Genomic DNA, 23,682 nt, shown 5'->3' with positions numbered 1-23,682 from the left:
GAAGTATGAATCATCTCAAGTGGCCTAAACACGGCCATTGGTGTGATAATTCATTTTAGCTTACGAAGTATGAATCGTTACCCTGGCCATTATTCAGGCCATTAGTATAACAATTCATTTTAGGAGGATCTCTCATGACAACAGCACAACATTTAAACGATAAAGTAGTTCTTCACAACGGTGTAGCTATGCCTTGGCTTGGTCTTGGCGTATTCAAAGTAGAGGATGGCAGCGTAGTTGTTAACTCCGTTAAAGATGCGATCAAGAACGGATACCGCAGCATCGATACAGCTGCTATTTATGATAATGAAACAGGCGTAGGTCAAGGCATCAGCGAGGCAATGGCCGAGTACGGAGTGGCTCGTGAAGATCTGTTCGTTACATCGAAGGTATGGAACGCCGATCTGGGCTACGAGTCAACGCTGGCTGCTTTTGAGACAAGCCTGAACAAGCTTGGTCTGAATTATCTGGATCTATACCTCATCCACTGGCCAGTTGTAGGTAAATACAAAGAAGCATGGCGTGCACTTGAGACTCTCTACAAGCAAGGCCGCGTTAAAGCGATTGGCGTCAGCAACTTCCATGTCCATCACCTGCAGGATCTGATGAAGGACGCTGAGATTGTACCGATGGTCGACCAAGTGGAATATCATCCGCTGCTGGCGCAAAATGACCTCCGTGCCTTCACTCGTGAGAACAACATTCAGCTTGAAGCATGGTCTCCGCTGATGCAGGGTGGTTTGCTTGACCATCCCGTATTGACGGAAATCGCTGATCGCCACGGCAAGTCCGTTGCACAAGTGATTCTGCGCTGGGATCTGCAGAACGGTGTCGTTACGATTCCGAAGTCGATCAAAGAAGCTCGTATCATCGAGAACGGCAGCGTATTTGATTTCGAGCTGTCGGCTGACGAGATCGCTCAGATCGACGCATTGAACGAAGACAAACGTGTTGGTCCGGATCCGGACAACTTTGATTTCTAATATTTGAGAAGTAGGGGTTGTCCCAAGCCAATGGCTTTGGGGACAACCCCTTTTTTCATGCGCCAGCGTAAGTCCTCCGCATTTCCTGCTCTACATACCTGCATTTTGTCTTATTCACCATTTGCTCGTTTTCTCCACTTCGCACCTCTCGCCGATTATCTCCCCCTCCCTGCCAGATTGCCCTCCCCCTTCCCCTGTACCTCGCACCTCTCGCCGTGCAAATATCCCCGGCACACTTATCGCCCCTCTGCACCTCGCATAGTCTCACCGACTATGTTCCCTTCCCGCCAGATTGCCAGTCCTCTACACGCTAACGAATCGTAGTATGCTTATTTGCCTCATTAAGGCTGCTTCTAAAATCTAACGAACCACAGTATCGTTATTTGGCCAGATCAGGCTGTTTTGGTTCACACTATCAAGGAATAGCGTGTCTACGGTTCGTTAGAATTCCGCGAGGCTTTATTTAAATGAAATAAGCATTCTACGGTTCGTTAGAATGGAATCCCATTACGATTTAGAAGCTATATGTGGCTAATACTTGAACTCGCCGCTATTTGCTTGCTTTTTAATTTATCAATTGATAAGATCTATTCAACAACTTTAATTTATCAAACGATAAATTAACTACTAAAGTATTTCTGACAGAAGGGAATCCTGTTATGGCACGAAGAAAAAAACAGCCGCTTGATGAAGCAACCCGCTCCATGATCATCAAGACAGCACATGACCTGTTTATGGAGCATGGCTACCGATCGGTAACGACCCGCCAGATCGCCGAAGCCTGCGGCTTAACACAACCAGCGATGTACCATTATTTTGCGGACAAAGAAGCGCTTTATACCGAAGTATTGCGTACCGTTACGGAAGAAACGAAAGCAGCAATGAATGAAATCATTACCGGAGAAGGGACCGTGCGGGATCGATTAATCAAGATTGTTGCCTACATTCTGCAATACATGCCTGATGATCTAAGCCAGATGGAAAGAGATATCCGCAATGAGCTTCGTCCGGAAACGCAGCAGCTTATTACAAAGTGGTGGCAGGAAAGCTATCTGCTGCCGATTGCTGCTTTGTTTGAAGAAGGACAAAAAAACGGTAGTCTCCGGGGCAGCAAGAGTTTTGGACTCGACCCGATTCCATCTGCTTTCTTCCTGCTTAGCGTCATTCAACGCAAACCGGGAGGCAGCAACAATCCTGTTCCAAAAGGCAGCGTCAGTCCTGTTCCGATAGAGGCATTGGCTGCAAAGACGGTCGATATTCTACTATTCGGGCTCGCTTCAGAAGAAGGAAGACAAGAGAGAAACTAATTTATAGCTATAGGGAGATGAGAAACGATGAATGGATTAAAACGTATCGCTGACGGTGTCAGCGGCAAACGCGGACGATGGATTACGCTCGTATTATGGATCGTAATCGTGGGTCTCGCGAATGCTTTCCTGCCGTCATCAAGTGATCACAAGAACGATGCTGCACCCAATCTGGAGAGCAGCGTCCCATCCGTTCAGGCTGATGCCCTGAATGAACATAACGGAATTCCGGCTATTATAGCCTGGCACCGAGCTGCAGGCCTGACTGATGAAGATATCTCGCAGATTCAGGCTTTATCGAAGAAGCTTGCTGATGAACCGCTGCCTTATCAGACGGAGCTCCCACCTCTTCATGAGATGCCGCGGCCTGCTCTGAAAGCGATGGTGTCTGAAGATGGTACAACGATGCTTCAAACGGTTGTTTTCGACAAAAATGCTTCATCCGATGACTTAAAGATCAGCTTGGAGCAGCTTGAGGCTGACGCGAACACCCTTTTTACGACCAAACCGTTTGATACGGACTTGGAGGAAGAAGGACTTGTCGGCCGCATCACCGGACCTGCCGGGATTGGCGTAGACGCGACCTCTTTGTTCAAAGGTGCTGACGTATCCCTGTTGATCGCAACAACTTTACTTGTCCTAATCATTCTATTATTGATCTACCGTTCTCCTATTCTTGCTCTTATCCCTCTTGTGGCCGTTGGCTTCGCTTATGGTTTAACTGGACCTATTCTCGGCTGGATGGCCGATGAAGGCTGGATATCTTATGACTCACAAGGCTTATCCATTATGACCGTGCTGCTCTTCGGCGCAGGAACAGACTACTGCCTCTTCCTTATTGCCCGCTTCCGCAGCGTATTAACAACAGAGTCTGATAAAAAGAAAGCATTGCTCAAAGCACTTAGCGATTCCGGCGGCGCGATTACGATGAGTGGTCTGACGGTTGTAATGTCCCTGCTTGCTCTACTGTTGGCGCAATACGGTGCAATTCACCGCTTTGCTGTGCCATTCAGCTTGTCGATTCTGATCATGATGATCGCAAGCGTTACGCTTGTTCCGGCTCTGCTTGCTATTCTTGGCCGTGCCTCCTTCTACCCGTTTGTACCACGTACACCGGAGATGCAGGCTGCCCGTGCCGCACAGAAACACAAGCCGCTTCCTGCGGCCAAAACAAAATCCAGCTTTGGTATGCGCTTAGGCGAAGCCATTGTGAAGCGGCCAAAAACGATCGCAATCTCCACGCTAATCGTACTCGGAATAACGGCAGCTTTTTCGACTCAAATTAAATTTACGTACGATACGTTATCCACTTTCCCAGAAGATATGCCATCACGTGAAGGGTTTACGTTGATTGGTGATCATTTCTCGGAGGGCAGCCTTGCGAAGGTTCAAGTACTCGTTCAAGCAGACGGCAAGGAGCTGCCGCTTAATCAGAAGCTTGGGAAACTGGCGAATATCAGCAATGTATCTGAACCTGTTCAGAATACGCGTGATGCTAATATCGTTTCCTATAATGTTGAGCTTGCGATGAACCCATACTCTATTGAAGCGCTGGATATGATTCCAACGATCCGCGTTGCTGCTGAACAAACCCTTGAAGAGGCAGGCATCACGGATGCATCCGATAAAGTGTGGATCGCAGGTGCAACGGCTGAGCAGTATGATACACGTCAGGTGACTGGCGATGATGCTTACCGAATTATTCCTGTTATTATCGGGATGATCGCTCTGCTCCTGCTCGTCTACCTACGTTCATTTGTAGCGATGCTGTACCTGATGGGAACGGTGCTTCTCTCCTACTTCAGTGCACTTGGAATTGGCTGGCTCGTTCTTCATTATTTCTTTGGCGCAGATGCCATTCAAGGTCTCATTCCGTTGTATGCCTTCGTCTTCCTTGTCGCGCTTGGTGAGGACTACAACATCTTTATGGTGTCGAGCATCTGGAAAAAGAGCAAGTCGATGCCGCTTAACCAAGCGATTACTGAAGGTGTTGCACAGACAGGCAGCGTTATCACTTCAGCTGGACTCATTCTGGCAGGCACCTTCGCCGTCCTTGCCACTCTGCCGATTCAAGTACTCGTTCAGTTCGGCACAGTAACCGCAATCGGCGTGCTGCTTGATACCTTTATCGTCCGCTCCTTCCTCGTACCAGCCTTGACGGTGTGGATCGGCAAATGGGTATTCTGGCCTTCGAAACAAGGAACAGCTGGAAAGGTTAAGGAAAAGAATTAACCCGGCCAGCTTTATTACTAGTAGCATGAAAAAAGCCTTAGCTCCGGAAATCCGGAAGCTAAGGCTTTTTGTTATTTTTTCAAATGGTACGGCACGGTCGTGATCACGACATCCTTGCGGTAAAGAAGCTGAGTGCGGAGCATTAAGCTTGTTTGGTTATGCAAAATGTTCTGCCAGCCCTTCTTCGGAATAAACTGCGGAATAATGACCGTTACCTGGTAATTGTTCTCGCTCGCCTTACGCTGCACCGTATCAATAAACTTAAAGAGTGGACTCGTAATCGAACGATACGGCGAATGCAGCGTCACCAGTCTGACGTCCGGCTGGAACTTCTTCCACTTCTCCTCGAAGATCGTCTCATCCTCTTTCTCGAACGGGACGTATACGGCAATAATCTGCTCGGCCTTCAAGGACTTCGCATATAGAATCGAATGCTCTACGACATGCGTGATGCCAGCCACCGGCAATATCATCACATTACCTTCAATTGGGACTACAGGCTCGCAGGTCGCCAATCGCAGCTGTTCTCCAACAGCCTCGTAATGCTTCTTAATCCGGTGGAAGACGAAGATAATCAGCGGCAGGAAAATCAGAATCGACCATACCTGCTCGAACTTGGTCAAGAAGAACATCATCGATACGATAAAGCTAATCAGTGCGCCAATCGAGTTAATAATAAACTTGGGAACCCAGCCCTTTGGCCGCTGACGGATCCATTTTACAAGCATGCCCGTCTGCGACAAAGTGAACGGTACGAATACACCAACCGCATACAGCGGAATCAAGTGCTCCGTCTTTCCTTGGAAAGCTATAATCAGAATGATGGACAAGATACCAAGGCTGATAATGCCGTTCGAGTAACCAAGACGGTCACCGCGGACCGTAAACATTCTTGGAATGAACTTATCCTTCGCGAGGTTAACCGCAAGCAGCGGGAATGCCGAATAGCCGGTATTCGCTGCCAGAATCAAGATCAAGGCCGTTGTGCCCTGGATAAAATAATACATAAAGTTACGTCCAAAAATACTCTCTGCAATTTGCGAAGTAACCGTTACGTCTTCCCTTGGTGCAACACCGTAGTAGTAAGCAAGGAAGACGATCCCCGCAAACAGAACCGACAGCAGTGCGCCCATAGCCATCAAGGTTTTCGCAGCGTTGTTTGGCGCTGGATCCTTGAAGTTAGGAATCGCATTCGAGATCGCTTCCACCCCGGTCAAAGCCGAGCTGCCCGAAGCGAAGGCCCGAAGCAGCAGGAACAAGCTGATGCCCGCTACCGGTGTGCCAAGCGACGTATGCAGTGCAGGCGATACATCGCCTGTAGCGATTTTATATACACCGACGCCAATCATAATGAATACCGCCAGCACGAATAAATAAACAGGATAGGCGAGGATCGATGCTGACTCGGTTACGCCTCGCAGATTTAATATGGTGATACAAAGGACGAAAAATACGGCAATCAACACGGTATGGGTATGCAGGCTTGGAAAAGCTGAAGTAATCGCATCCGTACCCGCCGATACACTTACCGCTACCGTCAGAATATAATCGACCAGCAAGGCGCCGCCAGATACAAGTCCTGGGAATATCCCGAGATTTTCCTTCGATACCACATAAGCTCCGCCGCCATGCGGATAGGCAAATATAATTTGCCGGTAAGACAAAATAAGTGCCGTTAATAAGACAAGCACCCCGATACCAATCGGAATGGAATACCAAAACGCCGCAGCGCTCACGGTCATCAAGACTAACAAGATTTGCTCAGGACCATAAGCAACGGACGATAAAGCATCCGAAGACAGGATCGCAAGGGCCTTTGTCTTAATGAGTTTCTGTTCCCCTAATTCCGCGGACTTTAAGGGACGCCCGATCAGTAATCTTTTGATAAGAGTAAACACACAGGTCACCGCCAACAATGAAGTTAAACAACATACGCTTGGATACTTGGGCTACTCATCACTTATCAGTGGTAATGTAACCATGTTTGCTTTTTTTTACACGAAAAAAAGACCGCAGAGTATCCTCCCGCGGTCATAAAAAACCGAAGTTCACCCTCTCTATCAACGCTTACAAGGTTAGCTGACGGATTCGGGCGTCTAGAGAATCGCCCTACAGCTCTCTGCCTGAACGGCAGTTATGCTGATTCACCCCGGCGGTAACTATAATGGCAGTTATCGCAATTGGTTCCCCTGCTTTCCGACTTTCGGAAACTCAGCGAATATGAACATATGAAGTTTGCTAATTGATCATAGTCCTCTCTCCCTTATCTGTAAACCGTGATAATAATTCAAATAAACGCAGAAATCAGGGTTTAACCGCCATGAATGCGTATACATTCTTGAATCGCTTGCAGAATGTCCTAAAAAGCCAGCCATGCTGTCTTTTACCCTGTTCCAAGGAGATAATTCCCTAAATAAGGGAGGAGATCAGCTATTATACAGATGACATGATCCTATAAGGTCATTAAGCCGCAAAAAACAACGAACCAGCCGTCCGGCTGATTCGTTGTTTTTTCGAAAATCTTTTATTTCACGAGACGGAAAGGCTTTGCTTCTAGGTCACGGCTGTTAGGACCAACAAAGACATGGAACTCGCCAGCATCGCTCTTAAACTGCAGATCCATGTGGTAATAACGAAGCTGCTCTTCGGTAATTGAGAACGTTACCTTCTCCGTCTCACCAGGCTGCAGCTGCAGCTTACGGAAGCCCTTCAGCTCCTTAAGTGGGCGAACGACTTCTCCAGCAATATCACGCACGTACAGCTGGACAACCTCTTCCCCAGCAACCACGCCAGTATTAGTCACTTCAACCGATACTTCAAGCGTGTCTTCAGCATGCATTTCATCTGTCGACAGACTCACTTCGCCGTACGAGAAGCTTGTGTAACTGAGGCCGTAACCAAATGACAGAAGCGGCGCATTTGGCATGTCCAGATACTTGGAAACATATCGCTCATTCGCGTTCTGCGGTGTGAGTGGCCGACCCGTATTGTAGTTGTTGTAGTAGACAGGAACTTGACCAACCGAGTACGGAAATGACATCGTCAGGCGTCCGGATGGATTCACGTCTCCAAACAGCACATCGGCAATGGCATTGCCGCCTTCTGTACCTGGGAACCAAGCTTCAAGAAGCGCATCCGCCTCCTCGATAACACCATGAAGGTCCAGCGGTCTGCCGTTGAACAACACAACAACGATTGGCTTACCAAGCAGCTTCAGCTTCTGGATTAGCTTGAGCTGGGCCTGCGGCAAACGAATATCTCCGCGGCTTCCCGCTTCGCCGCTCATCTCAGAGCTTTCACCAAGTGCCAGAACGATAATGTCTGCATCTGATGCAGCGTTGACTGCTTCCTGCAGCTGCTCTTCCGAACCCGAGTCGATGTCGCAGCCTTTGGCTGTAGCAATTAGATCGGTACGTGCGGATATACCAGCATGAAGCTGAACCACTTCCTCTTGCTTACCCCAAATCGACCAAGGTCCAAGAATATCGCCACTCTCTGCGAAAGGTCCAATGAGCGCGAGTTTTTGCCCGCTGTGGAGTGGCAGAGCCCGCTCATTCTTCAGCAGGACACAGGATTTCGCCGCAATCTCACGTGCAGCAGCACGATGCTCATCGCAGAGCAGCACTTCTTTTTCCCGTTCTTCGCTAGCTGCGCGGTAAGGGTTTTCGAATAGACCCAACTTGTCCTTCAGCTTCAAGACACGAAGGACACATTCGTCGATTTGCGAGATGTCTACTTTTCCCGCTTCCACGAGCTCTTTCAGATGATTTGCGTAGTTAGACGTCATCATTTCCATATCAACGCCAGCTTCAATCGCCTTCTGTGCAGCTTCCGCACCATCCGCAGCAACACCATGTGGGATCATCTCGCTCACTGCGCCCCAGTCGGAGATCAGCATGCCGTCAAAGCCCCACTCATCACGAAGCAAGCTGCGCATCAGCCATTTGTTGCCGGTCGCCGGAATGCCATCCACCGTATTAAAAGCTGTCATAAACATCTCGCAGCCTTCATCAAGAGCCGCCTTATAGGCTGGAAGATAGGACTCGCGAAGCTGTCTTTCCGACATGTTTACTGTGTTGTAATCACGTCCGCCTTCGGCAGCACCGTAGGCTGCAAAGTGCTTCACGCAAGCAGCAACCCGGTCCATATCACCAGCGAGATCCTCACCTTGGAAGCCGCGGACAAATGCCCGTGCATATTCGCTGTTGAGGAACGGATCTTCACCAGTCGACTCCATCACGCGGCCCCAACGCGGATCGCGGACCAAGTCCACCATTGGCGCGAACGTCACATGAATGCCGGTAACAGCTGATTCTTTTGCAGCGATAGCAGCGCTTCGTTCAGCCAGCTCCATATCCCAAGTACTAGCAATCGCCAGTGTAACCGGAAAAATCGTGCGATAGCCATGGATAATATCAGCCATTAAAAGAAGTGGAATACCAAGACGGCTGTTCTCCATATATTTTTTCTGCAGGGCAATCGTTTCTTTGGCACCAACGGCGCTAAGCACGGAGCCAACATTATTCACCATGCTCTCCGTTACACCCATCCAAGCCAGCGGGCCAGTCAGATTCGCATCCTCTTCACTTAGGAAATTCGGGGTCAGCTGCATCAGTTGAAAAATCTTTTCTTCCAGCGTCATTTGCTCGAGTAATGCCGTAATCTTGGTCACGTGGATAGCCTCCAATAGGATCTTTTCTGCTTCTTTCACCATTATATCGATTGCCAATATGGAGCAACATAGCGATTGTAGCCGAAAACATCAACAATCTGGCTGCATACAACAACTATTGACAAATAGGGCATCTTACCACTAACCTTTGGTAATGCCTTGCTCCTACAAGAAAGTCAACCAGATTGGAGTAATATTGTGATTAATTCCGTTACAAAAGAGGATGAAAAAAGAAGCCGCTTGCCCGAAATTCAGCTTGTCCGCGCGCTTCTCATTATCGCCGTCATTATGATCCACTCCACCTCCTTCGCCACTTTGAAGATGAAGGAATCGGACTATTATTTCGTTTATCATTTCTTGAATATATCAATGTCGTTTGCAACACCAGCATTCGTATTTTTAAGCAGCTTTGTTCTGTTCTACAGCTACTATCCGCGTCCGCTTAACGGTGCGCTGATCAGCAGTTTTTATCGAAAACGAATCACTTACGTCATCATTCCCTATGTGCTGTTTTCGATCATTTATTTTATTTTGTATTACAATACTTACACGCCAAATATGCCTGCAGACGAGACCTTCCGAAGCTTCTTGATCAAGCTGGCAACCGGCAAGGCATATACGCATCTTTATTACGTCTTTATTATGGCTCAGCTGTATGTATTGTTCCCGCTGCTGTTAGTTGTGTTCCGGCGTTTCCCTAAGCTGATTAAGTGGGCTGTCCCCTTGGGGCTCGTTATCCAACTTGCCTTCTTTACATGGAATGAGCAATTTCTGCATCTAACTAATCTGATGAGCTGGGCACCTTCGTATGCCATGCAATATTTGCTCGGGGCTATACTCGGCATCTACTATCCGCAGCTGCGGGGATGGCTTCAATGGTCGAAGGAAGGAGCGACGCCTAAGCGTGTATCCGCGTGGCTGGCCTCTTTTGGCGTATGGCTCGGCAGCTTGATCGCGATGCTCATCGTCTTCTACGATATCCGGATGAACGGGACTGTCTATTCGCCACTCATGCTTGATGTGCTGAAAATGTTCTATTCGATTACCAGCGCCATTATGCTGCTGCATATCGCGCCAAGCTTGCATCGATTCCTGCCGAAAAAGGAGCTCCGTATCTTCGATTCAATCGCGGTATTTTCGTTTGGCATCTATCTGATTCATCCGTTGCTGCTGTTCTACTATCGGAAGTTCCCGCCTGAGAGCGGCATCTCCGTGTATTATCATCTGTGGTATGCGGCAGGCTTTTGCCTAGCGCTTGGCGTTAGTTGGCTGATTGTAGCGGGGGCTGCTCGTTTCATGCCGGGGGCGGCTTTGTTGTTTGGGGAGTTGCCGCGGAGGACCGGGCGATAGGGTTTGCTCGGGGATAGCTCTGCTGCGCAAGAGACATACTCTTTCGATCGCTGTTGTGCCCCGGATTTCTTTGAACTATACCGCTTCGGCGGTAGAAATCCAGAGCACAAAGGCGAGCGCTCCGCTTCTCAAGAGCATGTCTCTTGCTCCGCTTCGATCCCCCTCGCAGCCACACAAGCACCGCTGCAAAAACCAAAACGAAAAGCCTGTAATTAATACAGTAAAATATCGCTTTCGCCTGATCCGCTCGAGCTGAACATAACCTTGCTCCGCTGCAAACCAACAATACCCTATATCCACACTCTCCCTGCACCTACAATGGAGACCCATCTACACTGGAATTTGTACAACATAAATCCCTCTATCACGTTGTTCGCGCGAGCTAGACTGTATTTTATACAGGATATTTGCTGGTAGCAGCTCCATTTGAGCATTCACGCATCCATTTTGCTGGATGGAATACAACATAGCTCTGACATAGCAGTCCTTCAGGTAAATACACTGCACAAAATACAACATAGATTGCTCCGCCCTACAGTTGACCACCTTCCGACCTGGTTTCTTTCTCCACACTCTACTGCTTACCTCATCAACTGAATCCTACATCGTATTAACAATTAAGCTCCCTATTTTCACTCCCACCAGCATGTCCACTATCCACTTCACTTCAACCAGAATCGTCTTATTGCTGAAACAACCGCTCTATTGTATGATCTTGGTTGTTATTGTATTAATATGCCAATTTCTAGAGGAGATGTGTTTATGAGTGATGCTGCAGTAATAGCCAATTTATCGGGTTCATCTATCGTTTTATTGGTTAAAGATATACATACGGCTTCTGAGTTCTACAAGAATTTGGGATTTACTTATGAAGAGATTGGCGGACATGTCCATGTATCAAGAGGTAACGTTACTTTTATTTTGCACCCTTCCCTAAACAAAGAGGATGTAAGACCCTCATCTGCAGCAGCTGGCGGCTTATACTTTGATGTATTTGCGTATACAGACGCCGTCGATCTGCTCGTGGAAGAGTGCCGAACCAAAGCCGTAGAAATCGTTAATGGGCCCCATTATTCGGATCAGTGGAGCGAGTTTACGATTAAAGATGCTGACGGTTACCGTATTGCTTTTGGCGGCGGTATAAGCACAAAGTCGGAATAATAATTAACCTTGAAACTTTTCCAGCTTCTCTCCCGTCTACTTGGTGTCTTCATTCTTCGAACATACCTTAGGAGGCCACTCGCCATGAAAAAACCTTTCAAAATGCTTACAATTGCTGTAGCAGGATCTTGCCTGCTCGCTTTCACTCCTGCACTTGCTATGGCGCAGGAAACAACTGTCGTACCTATCGTTGCTACATCCGGACCGGTTACAGCCGTGCCAATCAGCGCAACGCTTCCAGATACACAAGCCGTTAAAGTTACATCCAATGTTATTGAGGAAACTTCCGATCTGCTTACCGTAAAAATTTCCGTACCTGTTATAAGCGGTATGCTGGATACCGCCTATCAAGATAAACTCAATACAACTATTAAAGAGAACGCAACCAAAGAACTCGACCGGCTGAAAGCTTTAGCTGCCGAAGATAAAAAGGATGCGGAACAAAATGATTACCCTTTTCACGCTTATGAATTGAACGTATCCTACGAGTTGAAAGCCGATGGCAGCTCATCCGCTAATGGCATTCTTTCGTTCACCGTTGCTACCTACGAGTTTACGGGCGGCGCTCATGGCGGTACTGCCGTTGAAGGCTTCAATATCTTAAATGGTAAGGAAGCTTCCGAGCTTACGCTTGAGCAAGCGCTTGGCGAAGGCGGTATCGCAGCTGCAAACAACGCGGTCCGTTATACCATCAACAAAAATCCAGAAAACTTCTTCTGGGATGCAATTACTACCTTCAAAATTGATGCCGATCATTCTTTCTTCGTGGATGGTAAAGGGATCGTTAACCTGGTCTTCCAACAATACGAAATCGCACCTTATGCCGGAGGGATTATCAACATTCCGGTAGACGAAACAACAACGACAGGTCCTTCCCTTACCTTGTCCAACAAAGAGCTGACTACTGGCCCGAACAACACGCAACTCGTCCCACTGCGTAAAACAGCTGAAGCCCTTGGCTACAAAGTAACCTGGAGCAATAAGTCGCAAAGTGCAGAAGTGTCCCGTGATGCACAATGGACATCCGTTACAGCCGGCAAGAACAGCTACTTTATTAATAAAATGGCTCCGATTAAATTAGGCACAGCACCAAGCCTGATCAAAGGCTCCTTGTACGTGCCGGTTGAATTCTTCGGCGACATTCTTAAGCTTCAAGTAAATGAAAAATCGGCAGACGACTCTGTTGTCATTCGCGGATAGTTCAAATTCAAAATCGTTTAAGACCCTTAAGAGACCTTAAACACCACATTCTCCCTCTCATATAGCAAGTTAAAGACCCTTAGGGACCTTAACTTCTCGAATATAGCCAAATATGCTCGGTTTCCCGACGTTCAAAAAGCACTTAAGACCCTTTGAGGACCTTAAGTGCTTTATTTTTGCCTTCGCACAGTAAGATAAGGCCCCTTGGGGACCTTATCTTTTCAAATATAGCGGTACCTGCTCGATTTTCTATGAACCCAGTCGGTCAACGACAAACCCAACCGAGAACTACACTCAGTTGGGTTTGCGTTTAATATAGTTCGTTAAACAACAAATGAAGCACCTTTGCCGCTTCTGCGCGGGTCAGGTTGTTCTGTGGAGTCAGGTTACCATTGCTGCCGTTAATGATGCCCGACGCAATCAGCTTCGCTACGCTCGGCTGTGCGTAACCCGCTACCTTACCTGCATCCTTGAAGCCAGACAGTGATGCGGACTCCGTAAGCGGATGACCAGCAGCTGTGAAGGCACGGTCCAGCAATACCATCATATCCTGCCGCGAAATGGACGCGCTTGGATTAAACTTGCCGTCGCCCGAACCACTCGCAAGACCAAGTGCCTGCGCAGTCATCACCGACTCATAGTAATAAGCTTTGGACGATACGTCCTTGAAGCCAGCTCCTGCCGACTCTGCATGCTTGCCAAGTACACCAATAAGCAGCTTTGTAAAGTCCGCTCTCGTTATATTAGCATTTGGCGAGAACGTATTTGCCGTTGTGCCGTTAATGATACCGCGAATCGCGAGCGCTTCAATATCCTGACGTGCCCACGAAGATGTCGTATCCGTGAAAGTCTTGCTCTGGTTCACAATCGTATACAAACTGAAATGCGTTGTAGAGAAGTTCATCACGCCATCCTCCGCGTGGAAACGTCCCGTTGGTACAATATGCAGCTGTCCACTGCCATCGATATAGGCAGCAACAAGCAGATCAGCCGCAACCTTCTCTGTAGCAGACAATGTGAACGGAACGCTCACCTCTACAGGAGCCTGCTCATTGTTCCACTCGATTACCTTGCCATCCAGCTCAAAATGCAGCTCAAGCACCGGACGACTGCCCACTTGCTGCTGAGCAGCAGCCGAAAGGGAAGCTCTATCAACTTGCTTAATATGAAGGGTCAAGCTTTGAGCCGAGCCAAGCTGTCCGGCAGGAATGACATGATTCGGAATGGTCACCGTTCCAAACGGTGTGCTAATCTCAACTTGACGTTTCTCATCTACATTGAGCAGCGAGTAAGGCAGTTGATACGCAATTTCCTTGGCATTACCAATCTCCGAGCTTGTAACCTCGAACTTAATTGTCTTTACATTCTGGCTATTCGTAGTCGCCTTCTCCAAAGCTTCAAGGGCTGCTACATTGTCAATAACTTGGGAGTACAGATCAGTTGAATTGTCTCCCGAATTATCCGGATTATCTGTATTGCCCGGCCCAGGCGTACCGCCGCCAGGTGTCGAATCGCTTGTCGAACGCGTAATTTGCAAGGTTTGGTTTGGAGTGAGGGCTTCACTTGTCGCCCCTCCTGTGCCATTCAGCCTGGTGAGACTTGTCTCAGCCAGTGTAACAGTAGAAGCCGTGCTGTCCGTGTATTCAAAAGTAAGCGTACATGCCGTAAAGCTGCCTGTGAAATGATTCGTTGTATCAAAGAAACCAAAATAACTGATGCCGTCTTTTTCCTTAATGGAAACTTTGGATGCGTTGCCGATCGCCTGCGAATAGGTAACCGATTTCAGCTTCACATGGCTATCCGTCTTGATGCCAAATTCAGCACTACTGAAGGGAGATTGCGAGCCTAGCACAAGATCGACTGAGAAGGAGGAGGCATTCTTGCCGACTTCAATGGCTTGCTTCGAGAATTGAGCGGTAGAAGATTCAGCCGCAAAGGCGCTTATCGGGAGAATCAGGCAGCAGATGATTAGAAGACCTGCTAACAATTTCATTTTCATCATCATGAACTCCTCATGGTTTATAAAATACAGGAAAAGGCGGTTTCACGCCTTTCCCTGCTGTGGATCAAAATTCTTATTTGCCTTGGAAAATATGAAGAATGATAACGGTGAAGTCCGTCAAATCAACTTTTCCGTCGAAGTTCACGTCGGCCAGTTTTGCTTGTGACCAGTCCGTATCCGTCGAGGCTGCACGGTAATGATCAATCGCTACTGATAAGTCTGCGGAAGTCAGTTTTCCATCTTTGTACAAGTCAGTAATATCTTTGTACGAGCGAATAAGGATCGAGGATGGCTCGTTGCTGAAAATAGCCGAGAAATCATAGTTCTCCGAGCTGCTGTTTACCACCACATTATCGAGTTGAACGTCCGCTTGAACGTTATCGACATTCGGATCAATCGGCATGAATGTCAGCTTGATCAAATCCGTGAAATCGGTAAGTGTAAGTGGCTGCTCTTGGAAACCTGCGATAATCCTAACGGTACCAGGCACGGTTTCGTTCGCCTGTAGGAAACCGTTGGTTTCATCCAGAAGTTGTGCGCCGGTTTTCGCATCGAAAGTGAACTTGGTCGCATCGTATTTGAACGTTACGTCAATTGTATTCACATTATTCAATTTGCCTGCCGCTACATAGAAATTCACCTGAGGGCTTTCTTCGCGGATAACCGTATCCGTCTTCGCGTAAATCTTCACCATCTTACCGACTTTTACATCAAATTGCGCAGTGTAAGGAACCCCTACAACCGTGTATGTTACCGTTACATGCTTCGTACCTTCTGTTACGGAATCAAAACCAGTGATCGTTACATCATTCAGCGACAGCGGTGTTTTCGAACCGTCGAGGTTGATTTTGCTTACAGCAAGCCCTGTTGTATCAAGCAGTTCGCCTAATGCGTAGTTCTTTTTCGTTGGAGCTGTTACATCAAGACCTGTCATATCCGTATGCACCATCGTGTACGTATCCACTTTCTCCATCGTGTCTGTGCGGTACGTATCAACAGAGATAGTGTTGTGATCAATATTGATCATCGAGAACGTAGGAACTTTCAACTGGCTCTTCACATCAGAATAGTAATCATCAAGTGTTGTTTTCAAATCGTAATATTTACTGCCGGAAGCGGAATTCGCCGTCAGGTACATGATGCCTTTCGGGTTAGCAAATACACCGTTATCCATCGATTGGCCTTTAAGCGCTTGGTCGCCTTCCATTTGGTACGTCTTCACGTAAGAGTGGTCATGGCCCATGAATACTAGGTCAATGTCCAGCTTATCGAATACCGGGAACAACACTTTACGCAGGTTCAAAATTGCCGTATCCGTCGCATGGGACGCCGCGCTGTAGATCGAGTGGTGGAACGTTACGATTTTCCATCTTGCGTCAGGGTTCGCCGCAATCGCATCTTGCATAAACGTTTCATGCGATGCGCTGTTCGTAGAGTTGGTGTTAAGCACCATGAACAAAGTTTCTCCGTACGTATAGTAATAGTCGCCGCCGGCAACCGTTGTACCGTATTGCGTCGATTCATTCGGCTGGTTGTAATGATACTGGTAGTTTACTGCACCGTCATGGTTGCCGACAACCGTTGCAACCGGCAGATTGCGCAGCTCCGTTGGCTCCAGGAATTTGCTATACTCTGTCTCGCTGGAAGCGGTGTTGACTTGGTCACCGGCAGACATAATGTAGCTCATATCCGGGAACATTTGAGTCGCTTTGTTCAAGGTATTCGCCCAGCCAGCTCCATCTGTCGCTGCATTACCACCTGCACCAATCTGCGGGTCACCTACGAACATGACGCTAAAATCATGGGAGTCCTTTGTACTGAATTCATATGCCTGGCTCCAGTGCTCGTCCAAGCCGTCGCCTACACGGTACACATAATCCGTCGACTCATTCAGCCCTGTTACCGTTACTTTGTTGGAATAAAAGCCTGCTACCGCAGCTTGCGCCGTTCCGTTGAACGAGGCTGCCGTAGCCGCTGGGAATACACCGTCTACAACATCTGTCTGCTTCGCGATCTGAACAACCGTACCAACTGGCAGCGATGCTGCCGAGTACCAAGTCAGGTTCACCTGCGACTCATCAGCCCCCGGATTAAGCAAAATGTTGCTCACCGAATAAGGATCTACTGCTTGTGTAGTCATCCCTGTGCCCGGTTCATCCGCTGCATTAACCAGCGTCGCTGTCAGCGAAGTTGCCAGAACGGTTGCCACAAGTACGGAATACATTCCTTTGCGCACGCCTTTGTGTTGCTTCAAAACGTTAAACAATGTAATACCCTCCCACTTTGTGATTGCCCTCAGCCCTAGAGCTTGTCTATTGAGGCATCATCAAAACCTTAATGGTATTATGTAATGGCAATATTATCTTGGTAGTGAATTATTTGTAAAATTATGTAAGGGATTAATGAAAATAACATATTCCCCATTCACTCACGGCATTAAAGAAAAGCTCTTTGAATGAGCCAAATCAGGCCAAATACCGAGATCGCCGCTGACATCGCCGGCATTGTCCACCTTATACGACGGGCGTAATGAACAACCGGATACATGAGCAGTACGATCATCAATTGTCCGAATTCAATACCCACGTTAAACGTCAGAAGCGACGCTGCCATTTGGCCGCCGTCCAGTCTCATCTCCGACAATGTAGCAGCAAACCCGCAGCCATGAATAAGACCAAAGCCAAAGGCAAGGAACATATTATGCTTGCTCGCATTTTTGTTCAAAATGCTGTTCAGAGCAACATAGATAATACTTAACGCAATAACCGATTCAACGAGCTTACCTGGCAAGTTGATAACCCCAAAACCAGCCAACAGGAGCGTTACCGTATGAGCAGCAGTAAAAGCGGTAACTACCGCAAGAATCTGCTTGATGGAACGAGCACCAATTAAGAGACTAAGCACGAATAGAATATGGTCATAACCTGTAATCAGATGCTCGATCCCGAGAACAAAAAACTGCTTCACGGCACGGAACAGACTAATCTTGCCCAGTTCCACTTCCCGGTTGTCAAAGTTCAGGGCATAGCTTTGCTTATCACTGCCATCCTGCTTGAGAGCCATCGTGACATAGTTGATATGCCATTGGTCCACATCTTCATAGATCGGCTGGTAATCCAAGACAAAATGTTCCGGTTTGGAGGATACATCAAATTGAAGCTTCGCTTCCGCATAAGGCTGGTCACGCGCCTCCGTTGCTTCAAGCGTCAAAAGTGCTCCATCAAGCGGCAAGCTGTCCGCATACAGGTTGATTTTATCAAGTAGATACGTCTCTACATCTGCCTTATGCTCCGCGACAAACTTCTGCAAGACCGGGGTGGAAAAGTCACCTACATCCGGATCATTTGGTGCGACAGCGAGGCGCAGATCATACATATCAATTCGCAGATCATAAGCGATTGATCCGTCTTCCATCTGTATGTCGGAGTAAGCAACACTATCGCCGCTGTGGGCTGATGCGGAAGTGCCGTTGCCAAAAATAGCGATGAGCATCAATAATCCAAGCATACTTGCAGCAAATAGCTGGCGAATCCACTTGCGGTTCATTGAATAAACAACCTCCAGTACATATCTAATCTTGTCCTATCGTAAAGGTCAATTGTTAATGGAGTTGTATTCCTTTCTTGAAGTAATTGTAAATTAATCCCTAATTAACAAACGATGATTATGATAAGGACAAATCGGATTGTTTGGAACACGGAGGGAGTCTTAAGTGAACGTATTGTGGAGCAGGATGGCACAGCCGAAATTCAGGGCAGGTGTATTCATCCTTTTACTTATCGTGTTTGCAGCATCGGTCTACCGTTTCAATCTTATGGACGAGTTCACGTTTAATGAACAGACAGGCAGTGCCTATGAGCGCTATGAAAAAGCACGCGTGGTCGATATTACGAAGGAACAACTCGAGAAGGATCCTAATATTGATGGACTATACCGCGGCACGCAGGAGCTGTCGCTTAAAATTCTGTCAGGCGAGCATAAAGGCGAAGTAGTACCCGTTACGAACTACCTCAGCACGATGTTTAACGTTCATGCCAAGGTCGGAACCATGCTGACGGTCAATATCGCAACAGCGAATGAGTCTAATTACAACGTTACCGTCTACAACTACTATAGGGCTCCCTACCTCTATGGCATGATTGCTATCTTTCTAGCGATTCTATGGGCAATCGGGGGTAAAAAAGGGCTGAAGTCCGCAGTCGCCCTGCTCTTCACCTTCGGGAGCATCTTCTTTCTCTTCCTGCCGATGCTCTACCGCGGCTATTCACCTATGCTCGCCGCCATTATTGTCGTCACCACAACGATTATCGTTACGCTGCTATTACTTGACGGATGGAGCTCCAAATCGCTGTCTGCCATTATCGGCACAATGATTGGCGTGATCCTAGCGGGAGGCGTAGCCACCTTGGCGGGATATCTTCTTCACATTAACGGATTTAATACGAATGACTCGGAGACGCTCTTATTAGTAGCGGATAATACCGGACTTCATGTGCAAGGCCTCTTATTCGCTGGCGTTCTGATTGCGGCGCTGGGTGCAATCATGGATATTGGTATTTCAATTGCCTCCGCTGTCCATGAAGTGTATATCACTAACCGTAAGCTTAGTCCAAAGGCTCTATTTATGGCAGGCATGAACGTTGGCCGCGATATGATGGGAACAATGGCAACAACACTGATCCTTGCCTTCACTGGTTCCTCCCTCATGTCACTGCTTGTCCTATATGCCTACAAAGTGCCGTTTAATCAGCTTGTTAATATGAACCTCGTCACAATCGAGGTCCTGCAAGGGATGACTGGCAGTATCGGCGTTATTCTAACCGCGCCAATTGTGGCCTTCGTGTCTTCACGGCTCATGCCGTATTATGATCGTATGGCTGCCCGTAAGCAGACGACTGCTGTAGATATCGGACAAAAAAGCCCTCATCCCCATGTGGAGAAGGCCATGTAAGCCATAATAAAAAGCCATCCGCTCTAAAAGAGCAGATGGCTTTTCGTCTTTTACCTATTAGTCCTCTTGATCGGCGAAGCCATGCTCAACGAGATAATCCATTTCCATATCGAGGATCGTCTCAATTGTAATCTCATCAAGCTTCACATCGCGCTGCTTCAGTACATAATCAACCAGCTCATCGCTGTCGATATCAACAACTTGCCCTTTCGCCGAGCTTTGCGCTTTATCAATAAAGGCAGCCTCATGCTTCAGCACGAGGCTGATTGTTTCCGCAGACACCTTCGAACGCTCTGCGAGATATTTCACTAATTCCTGCTCATTTAATTGCTGCTCACTCATCTGCTTATGCCCCTCCATTACCTGTTTGTACCATTGTACCATTCCAGGGAGCAGATTCAAAAAAATTGCTTATTGCGCTGTATATCCGCCATCGACAGTCAGCGTTGTTCCAGTAACGAAGGACGCATCATCACTTGCGAGGAAAAGGACCGACTTCGCGATCTCCTCCGGCTTGCCAAGACGGCCCATCGGATGCAGACTTTCGAGGTATTGATGTGCCTCTTCACTGCTACCAGCAATCAGAGGCGTCTCGATATAACCCGGGCAGATAGCATTTACACGAATACCCTTCTGCGCATAAGCAATCGCAGTGCTTTGTGTCAGCAGTTTCACGCCGCCCTTGGCAGCCGAGTAAGCTGGAATCGGACCACGAGCCACATGGCTGTGAATCGAGCCACAGTTCACGATCGCTCCCCCTGAGCCCTGCTTCAGCATCTGCTCAATCGCATACTTATCACAAAGGAATACACCTGTCAGGTTAATATCAATCATCCGCTGCCAATCCTTCGTGGACAGCTCATGTGTAACACCTTGCCCGCCGATGCCTGCATTCGCGAAAAGTATGTCAAGCTTGCCGTATTTCTTAATGGTGGCTGCAACCATTGCCTTCACATTGGCTTCGTCAGCAACATTCGTCTTTACGAAGAAGGTATCATGACCTTGTTTGTTCAGCTCTTCCGATACTGCAGCTCCGCGGTCTGAAAAATCTGCGATGACGATTTTCGCACCTTCTGCTGCGAATTCCCGAACAGTTGCTTCCCCAATACCACTTGCCCCGCCGGTTACAATTGCTACTTTATTTTGAAAACGCATAGGATAACCACCTCTTATTAAAATAAAAGATAAGACCTTATCTAGCCATTGCCCCGCCATCGATAACCATTTCTGTCCCCGTCATATAAGCCGATTCATCAGACGCAAGGAATAAGACGAGATTTGATACCTCATCTACCGTTCCCACACGACCCATTGGTGATACGGCTTGTCCGAGCGCTTCTTTGTTGCGGTGCGTTGCTGCCGCTGCATAATCGACCATAGCCGTATTAATGTACCCCGGATGAATGGAATTGACACGAACTCCTTGAGTGGCAAATTCCATCGCTGCATCCTTGCTCATCGTCCGCACTGCACCCTTGCTTGCAGCATACAGTACATGGCTCGGCGAACCACCAATACCAACGATAGACGAGGCGTTAATAACGGAGCCTCTCTGCTGCTTCAGCATCACCGGAATGACATGCTTCATATAATAATGAAGGAACAACACTAATGAATATTGATCAGCTGGAATATATCCTGGAGGTCGCTAAGGTTAAATCGATCTCTGCAGCTTCGAACAATCTGCATGTCACACTGCCTGCCATCAGCCAATCCATTACGCATTTGGAGAGTGAGCTTGGTGTAAAGCTGTTCACCCGTTCCCGGCATGGCACCTTCCCGACTGCTGAAGGCAATATTCTTATTGATAAAATAAGTGTAATTATCGAGAAGGTGAAAGAGCTGAGAGAGGAAGCACAAAGCTTCACCAATACGATCAGCGGTGAGCTTCGTATCGCTACAATACCCGGACCAATGTCTCTGCTGGTCAAGACGATTGCCGCATTCAAGCAGAACTATCCGAATGTGAGGGTAGTGATCGAGGAGACCAATCACTCGATATGCTGAACAGCATTCATCAGGATAAAATTGATCTGGGACTGATTATTTTATACGAGGATTTGGAAACCCGTGTTTACGACTTCGTCTTCACGAAGGTCGTCGATACGTCTATGCTCTGCTGCGTGAGCCAAAGCAGTTCGCTCGCCTTGCGGGAATATATTACCCCTGAGGATCTGCAGCGCTATCCGCTTGCCCTCTATAAGGAGGACTACATCAGTTGGTACGTCGATCGTCTCGCCAACCAATACGGCCCAATGAATATCATGTTTACAACCAATAATACTTCTGCCGTTAGACAAGCCTTACGCGAAGAGATGGCCATCACATTAGGCGTAGACTTCACCTTCATGAACCGTGATGAGCCTTACCTCGAGGATTTTAGAATAATAAATATCCGTCACCCGGGAGACTCCCCAGTGCCGCTTGGCTGGGTTAGGGCAAAGAATAAATCGGCTCAAGATACAACTAGGATAGCGGCAAATAAAAAGAGCATCTCATGATCGAGATACTCCTTCTTCGTGCTAATTTGGTATATGGAGAATTAGTGCACGGCGGCAGTCGCAAGAATTTCGCATTTCCGCTCTTCCCGCTCTTCGCTTGTCATACGCGGGCAGGTGTAGCATTTCGTCCCGTTCTCACGGCGGTCATACATGCAGCAGGAGGAATGCATCAGCCACTTCTCCTCCGGCTTATACGGATTCTCCACATAACGGGGATTCTGCAGGACATAAGGATTCCGTCTGCGGTTGAACAAGGCTGGGTCCAGGAATTCCGTCAGCAGCTTGCCGTCTGCCAAGAATTGCTCCGTGAGCTGAGGCATATTCATGTGCTCGGCGATGAAGTCCTGCGTCATCTTCAGATGACCGCTGAACTGCTGCCAGATCGCATCCGGTTTCAAATCGCCAGCTGCAGCGATCAGCTCCACCGCAGGTGTAACAAAATTAGTGAAATACTCCTCCCAATGCTGGAGCAGGAAAGCCTTGTGCTCATCCGGTTCGGTTGGAACCGCCACAGAGCGGAGTTCTTTTATTTTATAACCAAGATGGGCATGATCATCATGCATTTCCACCTGGTAGTTGATATTATCCGGGTACATATCCAGTAAGCGATTGTACATCGAAACGAATAACAGCTGAACGATACTCACTTTACATACCGATGTTCCGATAAAAGAAGCTGGCAGCGCTTTCGAGTTTGCCTGTACTGTCTCTCCACTTATTCGAAGCGCCTCTTGCAGGATGGCCGGATCAAAGAAGCTCGTTGCCGGAATCTCATACATCGGATGCTCTGCCCCTTCAGGCGAAATATGGTAATACATCTTCACGATCGTCCAATCGAACAACGTCTCCGACCTCCATTTCATTTATCGCATGGACCTTAGGCCCGTATTACACCTATTTATTCTATGTATTTAGTCCTCTAATATGATAAAGATTCTCATACTCACTGTCAATTTAATCCGCATAAGATAGACACTTTTGCCTAAAGCTGTAAGGAAGAGGTGAATGAGATGAGTATTATCATTGGAGCAGGGCTCGCAATAGCTGCCATCCTTGTCGGCTGGATCAGTTATCGGAGTGAGACGGGCAGGAAATTGCTCAGCAGCCTGGCCGCAATCGCGATTTTCCTCGCTTCCACTGTCATAGCAACAGCAGCAACTCGGACGATTATGGACAACACTGTGTATATGACAGAGATTCATTCCGTGCTGGAATCGCCAACTTTTATCATCAGTACGGGATACTTGATGATTTATGGATTAGCTCGGATAGTTGTGGGGGTAGGGAGAAGTGCGGCAAGAACATGAGAACGCAAAAAAAAGC

General features: G+C 47.8%; 19 protein-coding genes and 1 riboswitch. Of the genes, 10 read left to right on the top strand and 9 right to left on the bottom strand.

Annotation, left to right across the window (positions count from 1 at the left end; translation table 11 throughout):
• The first annotated feature begins 134 nt into the window (after positions 1-134).
• The 3 genes from AC0YNT_RS11540 (at position 135) to AC0YNT_RS11530 (ending at position 4,522) form a co-directional block, all read left to right on the top strand.
• Positions 135-983, top strand: coding sequence for an aldo/keto reductase (locus AC0YNT_RS11540; RefSeq protein ID WP_475804692.1), 849 nt, complete (start codon positions 135-137; stop codon positions 981-983).
• Between the two features lie 659 nt (positions 984-1,642).
• On the top strand, positions 1,643-2,290 hold the full coding sequence (locus tag AC0YNT_RS11535; RefSeq protein WP_475804691.1) for a TetR/AcrR family transcriptional regulator: 648 nt from the start codon (positions 1,643-1,645) through the stop codon (positions 2,288-2,290).
• 27 nt (positions 2,291-2,317) lie between these two features.
• Positions 2,318-4,522, top strand: coding sequence for an MMPL family transporter (locus AC0YNT_RS11530; RefSeq protein ID WP_475804690.1), 2,205 nt, complete (start codon positions 2,318-2,320; stop codon positions 4,520-4,522).
• 71 nt (positions 4,523-4,593) lie between these two features.
• Here the strand turns inward: AC0YNT_RS11530 and AC0YNT_RS11525 are convergent, their stop codons facing one another.
• On the bottom strand, positions 4,594-6,420 hold the full coding sequence (locus tag AC0YNT_RS11525) for an APC family permease (protein ID WP_475804689.1): 1,827 nt from the start codon (positions 6,418-6,420) through the stop codon (positions 4,594-4,596).
• A 150-nt stretch (positions 6,421-6,570) separates the two neighbouring features.
• Positions 6,571-6,749: riboswitch (cyclic di-AMP (ydaO/yuaA leader) on the bottom strand.
• A gap of 297 nt (positions 6,750-7,046) precedes the next feature.
• Positions 7,047-9,236, bottom strand: coding sequence for a glycoside hydrolase family 3 N-terminal domain-containing protein (locus AC0YNT_RS11520; protein WP_475804947.1), 2,190 nt, complete (start codon positions 9,234-9,236; stop codon positions 7,047-7,049).
• 156 nt (positions 9,237-9,392) lie between these two features.
• On the opposite strand from AC0YNT_RS11520, the gene AC0YNT_RS11515 reads away from it, so the two are divergent.
• The 3 genes from AC0YNT_RS11515 (at position 9,393) to AC0YNT_RS11505 (ending at position 12,905) form a co-directional block, all read left to right on the top strand.
• Entirely contained in the window at positions 9,393-10,544 is a 1,152-nt protein-coding gene (locus AC0YNT_RS11515) for an acyltransferase (protein ID WP_475804688.1), read from the top strand.
• Positions 10,545-11,306: 762 nt separating this feature from the next.
• Positions 11,307-11,705, top strand: coding sequence for a VOC family protein (locus AC0YNT_RS11510; protein ID WP_475804687.1), 399 nt, complete (start codon positions 11,307-11,309; stop codon positions 11,703-11,705).
• A gap of 84 nt (positions 11,706-11,789) precedes the next feature.
• The gene (locus tag AC0YNT_RS11505; RefSeq protein WP_475804686.1) at positions 11,790-12,905 is read left to right on the top strand and encodes a PdaC/SigV domain-containing protein; all 1,116 of its coding nucleotides are present in this window, start codon (positions 11,790-11,792) and stop codon (positions 12,903-12,905) included.
• A 310-nt stretch (positions 12,906-13,215) separates the two neighbouring features.
• On the opposite strand, the gene AC0YNT_RS11500 is transcribed toward AC0YNT_RS11505, so the two are convergent.
• The 3 genes from AC0YNT_RS11500 to AC0YNT_RS11490 form a co-directional block, all read right to left on the bottom strand.
• Complete coding sequence (locus AC0YNT_RS11500) at positions 13,216-14,904, bottom strand: S-layer homology domain-containing protein (protein ID WP_475804685.1); 1,689 nt, start codon at positions 14,902-14,904, stop codon at positions 13,216-13,218.
• A 76-nt stretch (positions 14,905-14,980) separates the two neighbouring features.
• Complete coding sequence (locus tag AC0YNT_RS11495; RefSeq protein ID WP_475804684.1) at positions 14,981-17,173, bottom strand: metallophosphoesterase; 2,193 nt, start codon at positions 17,171-17,173, stop codon at positions 14,981-14,983.
• 170 nt (positions 17,174-17,343) lie between these two features.
• Positions 17,344-18,453, bottom strand: a complete 1,110-nt coding sequence (locus AC0YNT_RS11490; RefSeq protein WP_475804683.1) for a HupE/UreJ family protein — start codon at positions 18,451-18,453, stop codon at positions 17,344-17,346.
• 166 nt (positions 18,454-18,619) lie between these two features.
• Here AC0YNT_RS11490 and AC0YNT_RS11485 point away from each other — a divergent pair, with 166 nt between their 5' ends.
• Positions 18,620-19,858: a YibE/F family protein gene (locus AC0YNT_RS11485; protein ID WP_475804682.1), complete on the top strand. Its 1,239-nt coding sequence runs from the start codon at positions 18,620-18,622 to the stop codon at positions 19,856-19,858.
• Positions 19,859-19,915: 57 nt separating this feature from the next.
• Here the strand turns inward: AC0YNT_RS11485 and AC0YNT_RS11480 are convergent, their stop codons facing one another.
• The 3 genes from AC0YNT_RS11480 to AC0YNT_RS11470 all read right to left on the bottom strand — a co-directional run bounded on the left by AC0YNT_RS11480 (position 19,916) and on the right by AC0YNT_RS11470 (position 21,446).
• On the bottom strand, positions 19,916-20,200 hold the full coding sequence (locus AC0YNT_RS11480; protein WP_441892776.1) for a hypothetical protein: 285 nt from the start codon (positions 20,198-20,200) through the stop codon (positions 19,916-19,918).
• A 69-nt stretch (positions 20,201-20,269) separates the two neighbouring features.
• A complete protein-coding gene (locus tag AC0YNT_RS11475) occupies positions 20,270-21,013 on the bottom strand; it encodes an SDR family NAD(P)-dependent oxidoreductase (protein WP_475804681.1) in 744 nt (247 codons plus the stop codon).
• 37 nt (positions 21,014-21,050) lie between these two features.
• Positions 21,051-21,446, bottom strand: coding sequence for an SDR family NAD(P)-dependent oxidoreductase (locus tag AC0YNT_RS11470; RefSeq protein WP_475804946.1), 396 nt, complete (start codon positions 21,444-21,446; stop codon positions 21,051-21,053).
• A gap of 23 nt (positions 21,447-21,469) precedes the next feature.
• On the opposite strand from AC0YNT_RS11470, the gene AC0YNT_RS11465 reads away from it, so the two are divergent.
• Both AC0YNT_RS11465 and AC0YNT_RS11460 read left to right on the top strand, forming a co-directional pair.
• Positions 21,470-21,865: a LysR family transcriptional regulator gene (locus tag AC0YNT_RS11465; protein WP_475804680.1), complete on the top strand. Its 396-nt coding sequence runs from the start codon at positions 21,470-21,472 to the stop codon at positions 21,863-21,865.
• A complete protein-coding gene (locus AC0YNT_RS11460) occupies positions 21,859-22,359 on the top strand; it encodes a substrate-binding domain-containing protein (RefSeq protein ID WP_475804679.1) in 501 nt (166 codons plus the stop codon). The genes AC0YNT_RS11465 and AC0YNT_RS11460 overlap by 7 nt, the downstream gene beginning before the upstream one ends.
• 41 nt (positions 22,360-22,400) lie before the next feature.
• Here the strand turns inward: AC0YNT_RS11460 and AC0YNT_RS11455 are convergent, their stop codons facing one another.
• On the bottom strand, positions 22,401-23,201 hold the full coding sequence (locus tag AC0YNT_RS11455; protein WP_475804678.1) for a (2Fe-2S)-binding protein: 801 nt from the start codon (positions 23,199-23,201) through the stop codon (positions 22,401-22,403).
• 168 nt (positions 23,202-23,369) lie between these two features.
• Here AC0YNT_RS11455 and AC0YNT_RS11450 point away from each other — a divergent pair, with 168 nt between their 5' ends.
• Positions 23,370-23,666: a hypothetical protein gene (locus AC0YNT_RS11450; protein ID WP_441892770.1), complete on the top strand. Its 297-nt coding sequence runs from the start codon at positions 23,370-23,372 to the stop codon at positions 23,664-23,666.
• Positions 23,667-23,682 lie beyond the last annotated feature (16 nt).

It is taken from the genome of Paenibacillus sp. J22R56 (genome assembly GCF_056269375.1).
The sequence above is the reverse complement of the archived record's forward strand: the minus strand, read 5'-3'. Positions and strand labels throughout refer to the sequence as shown.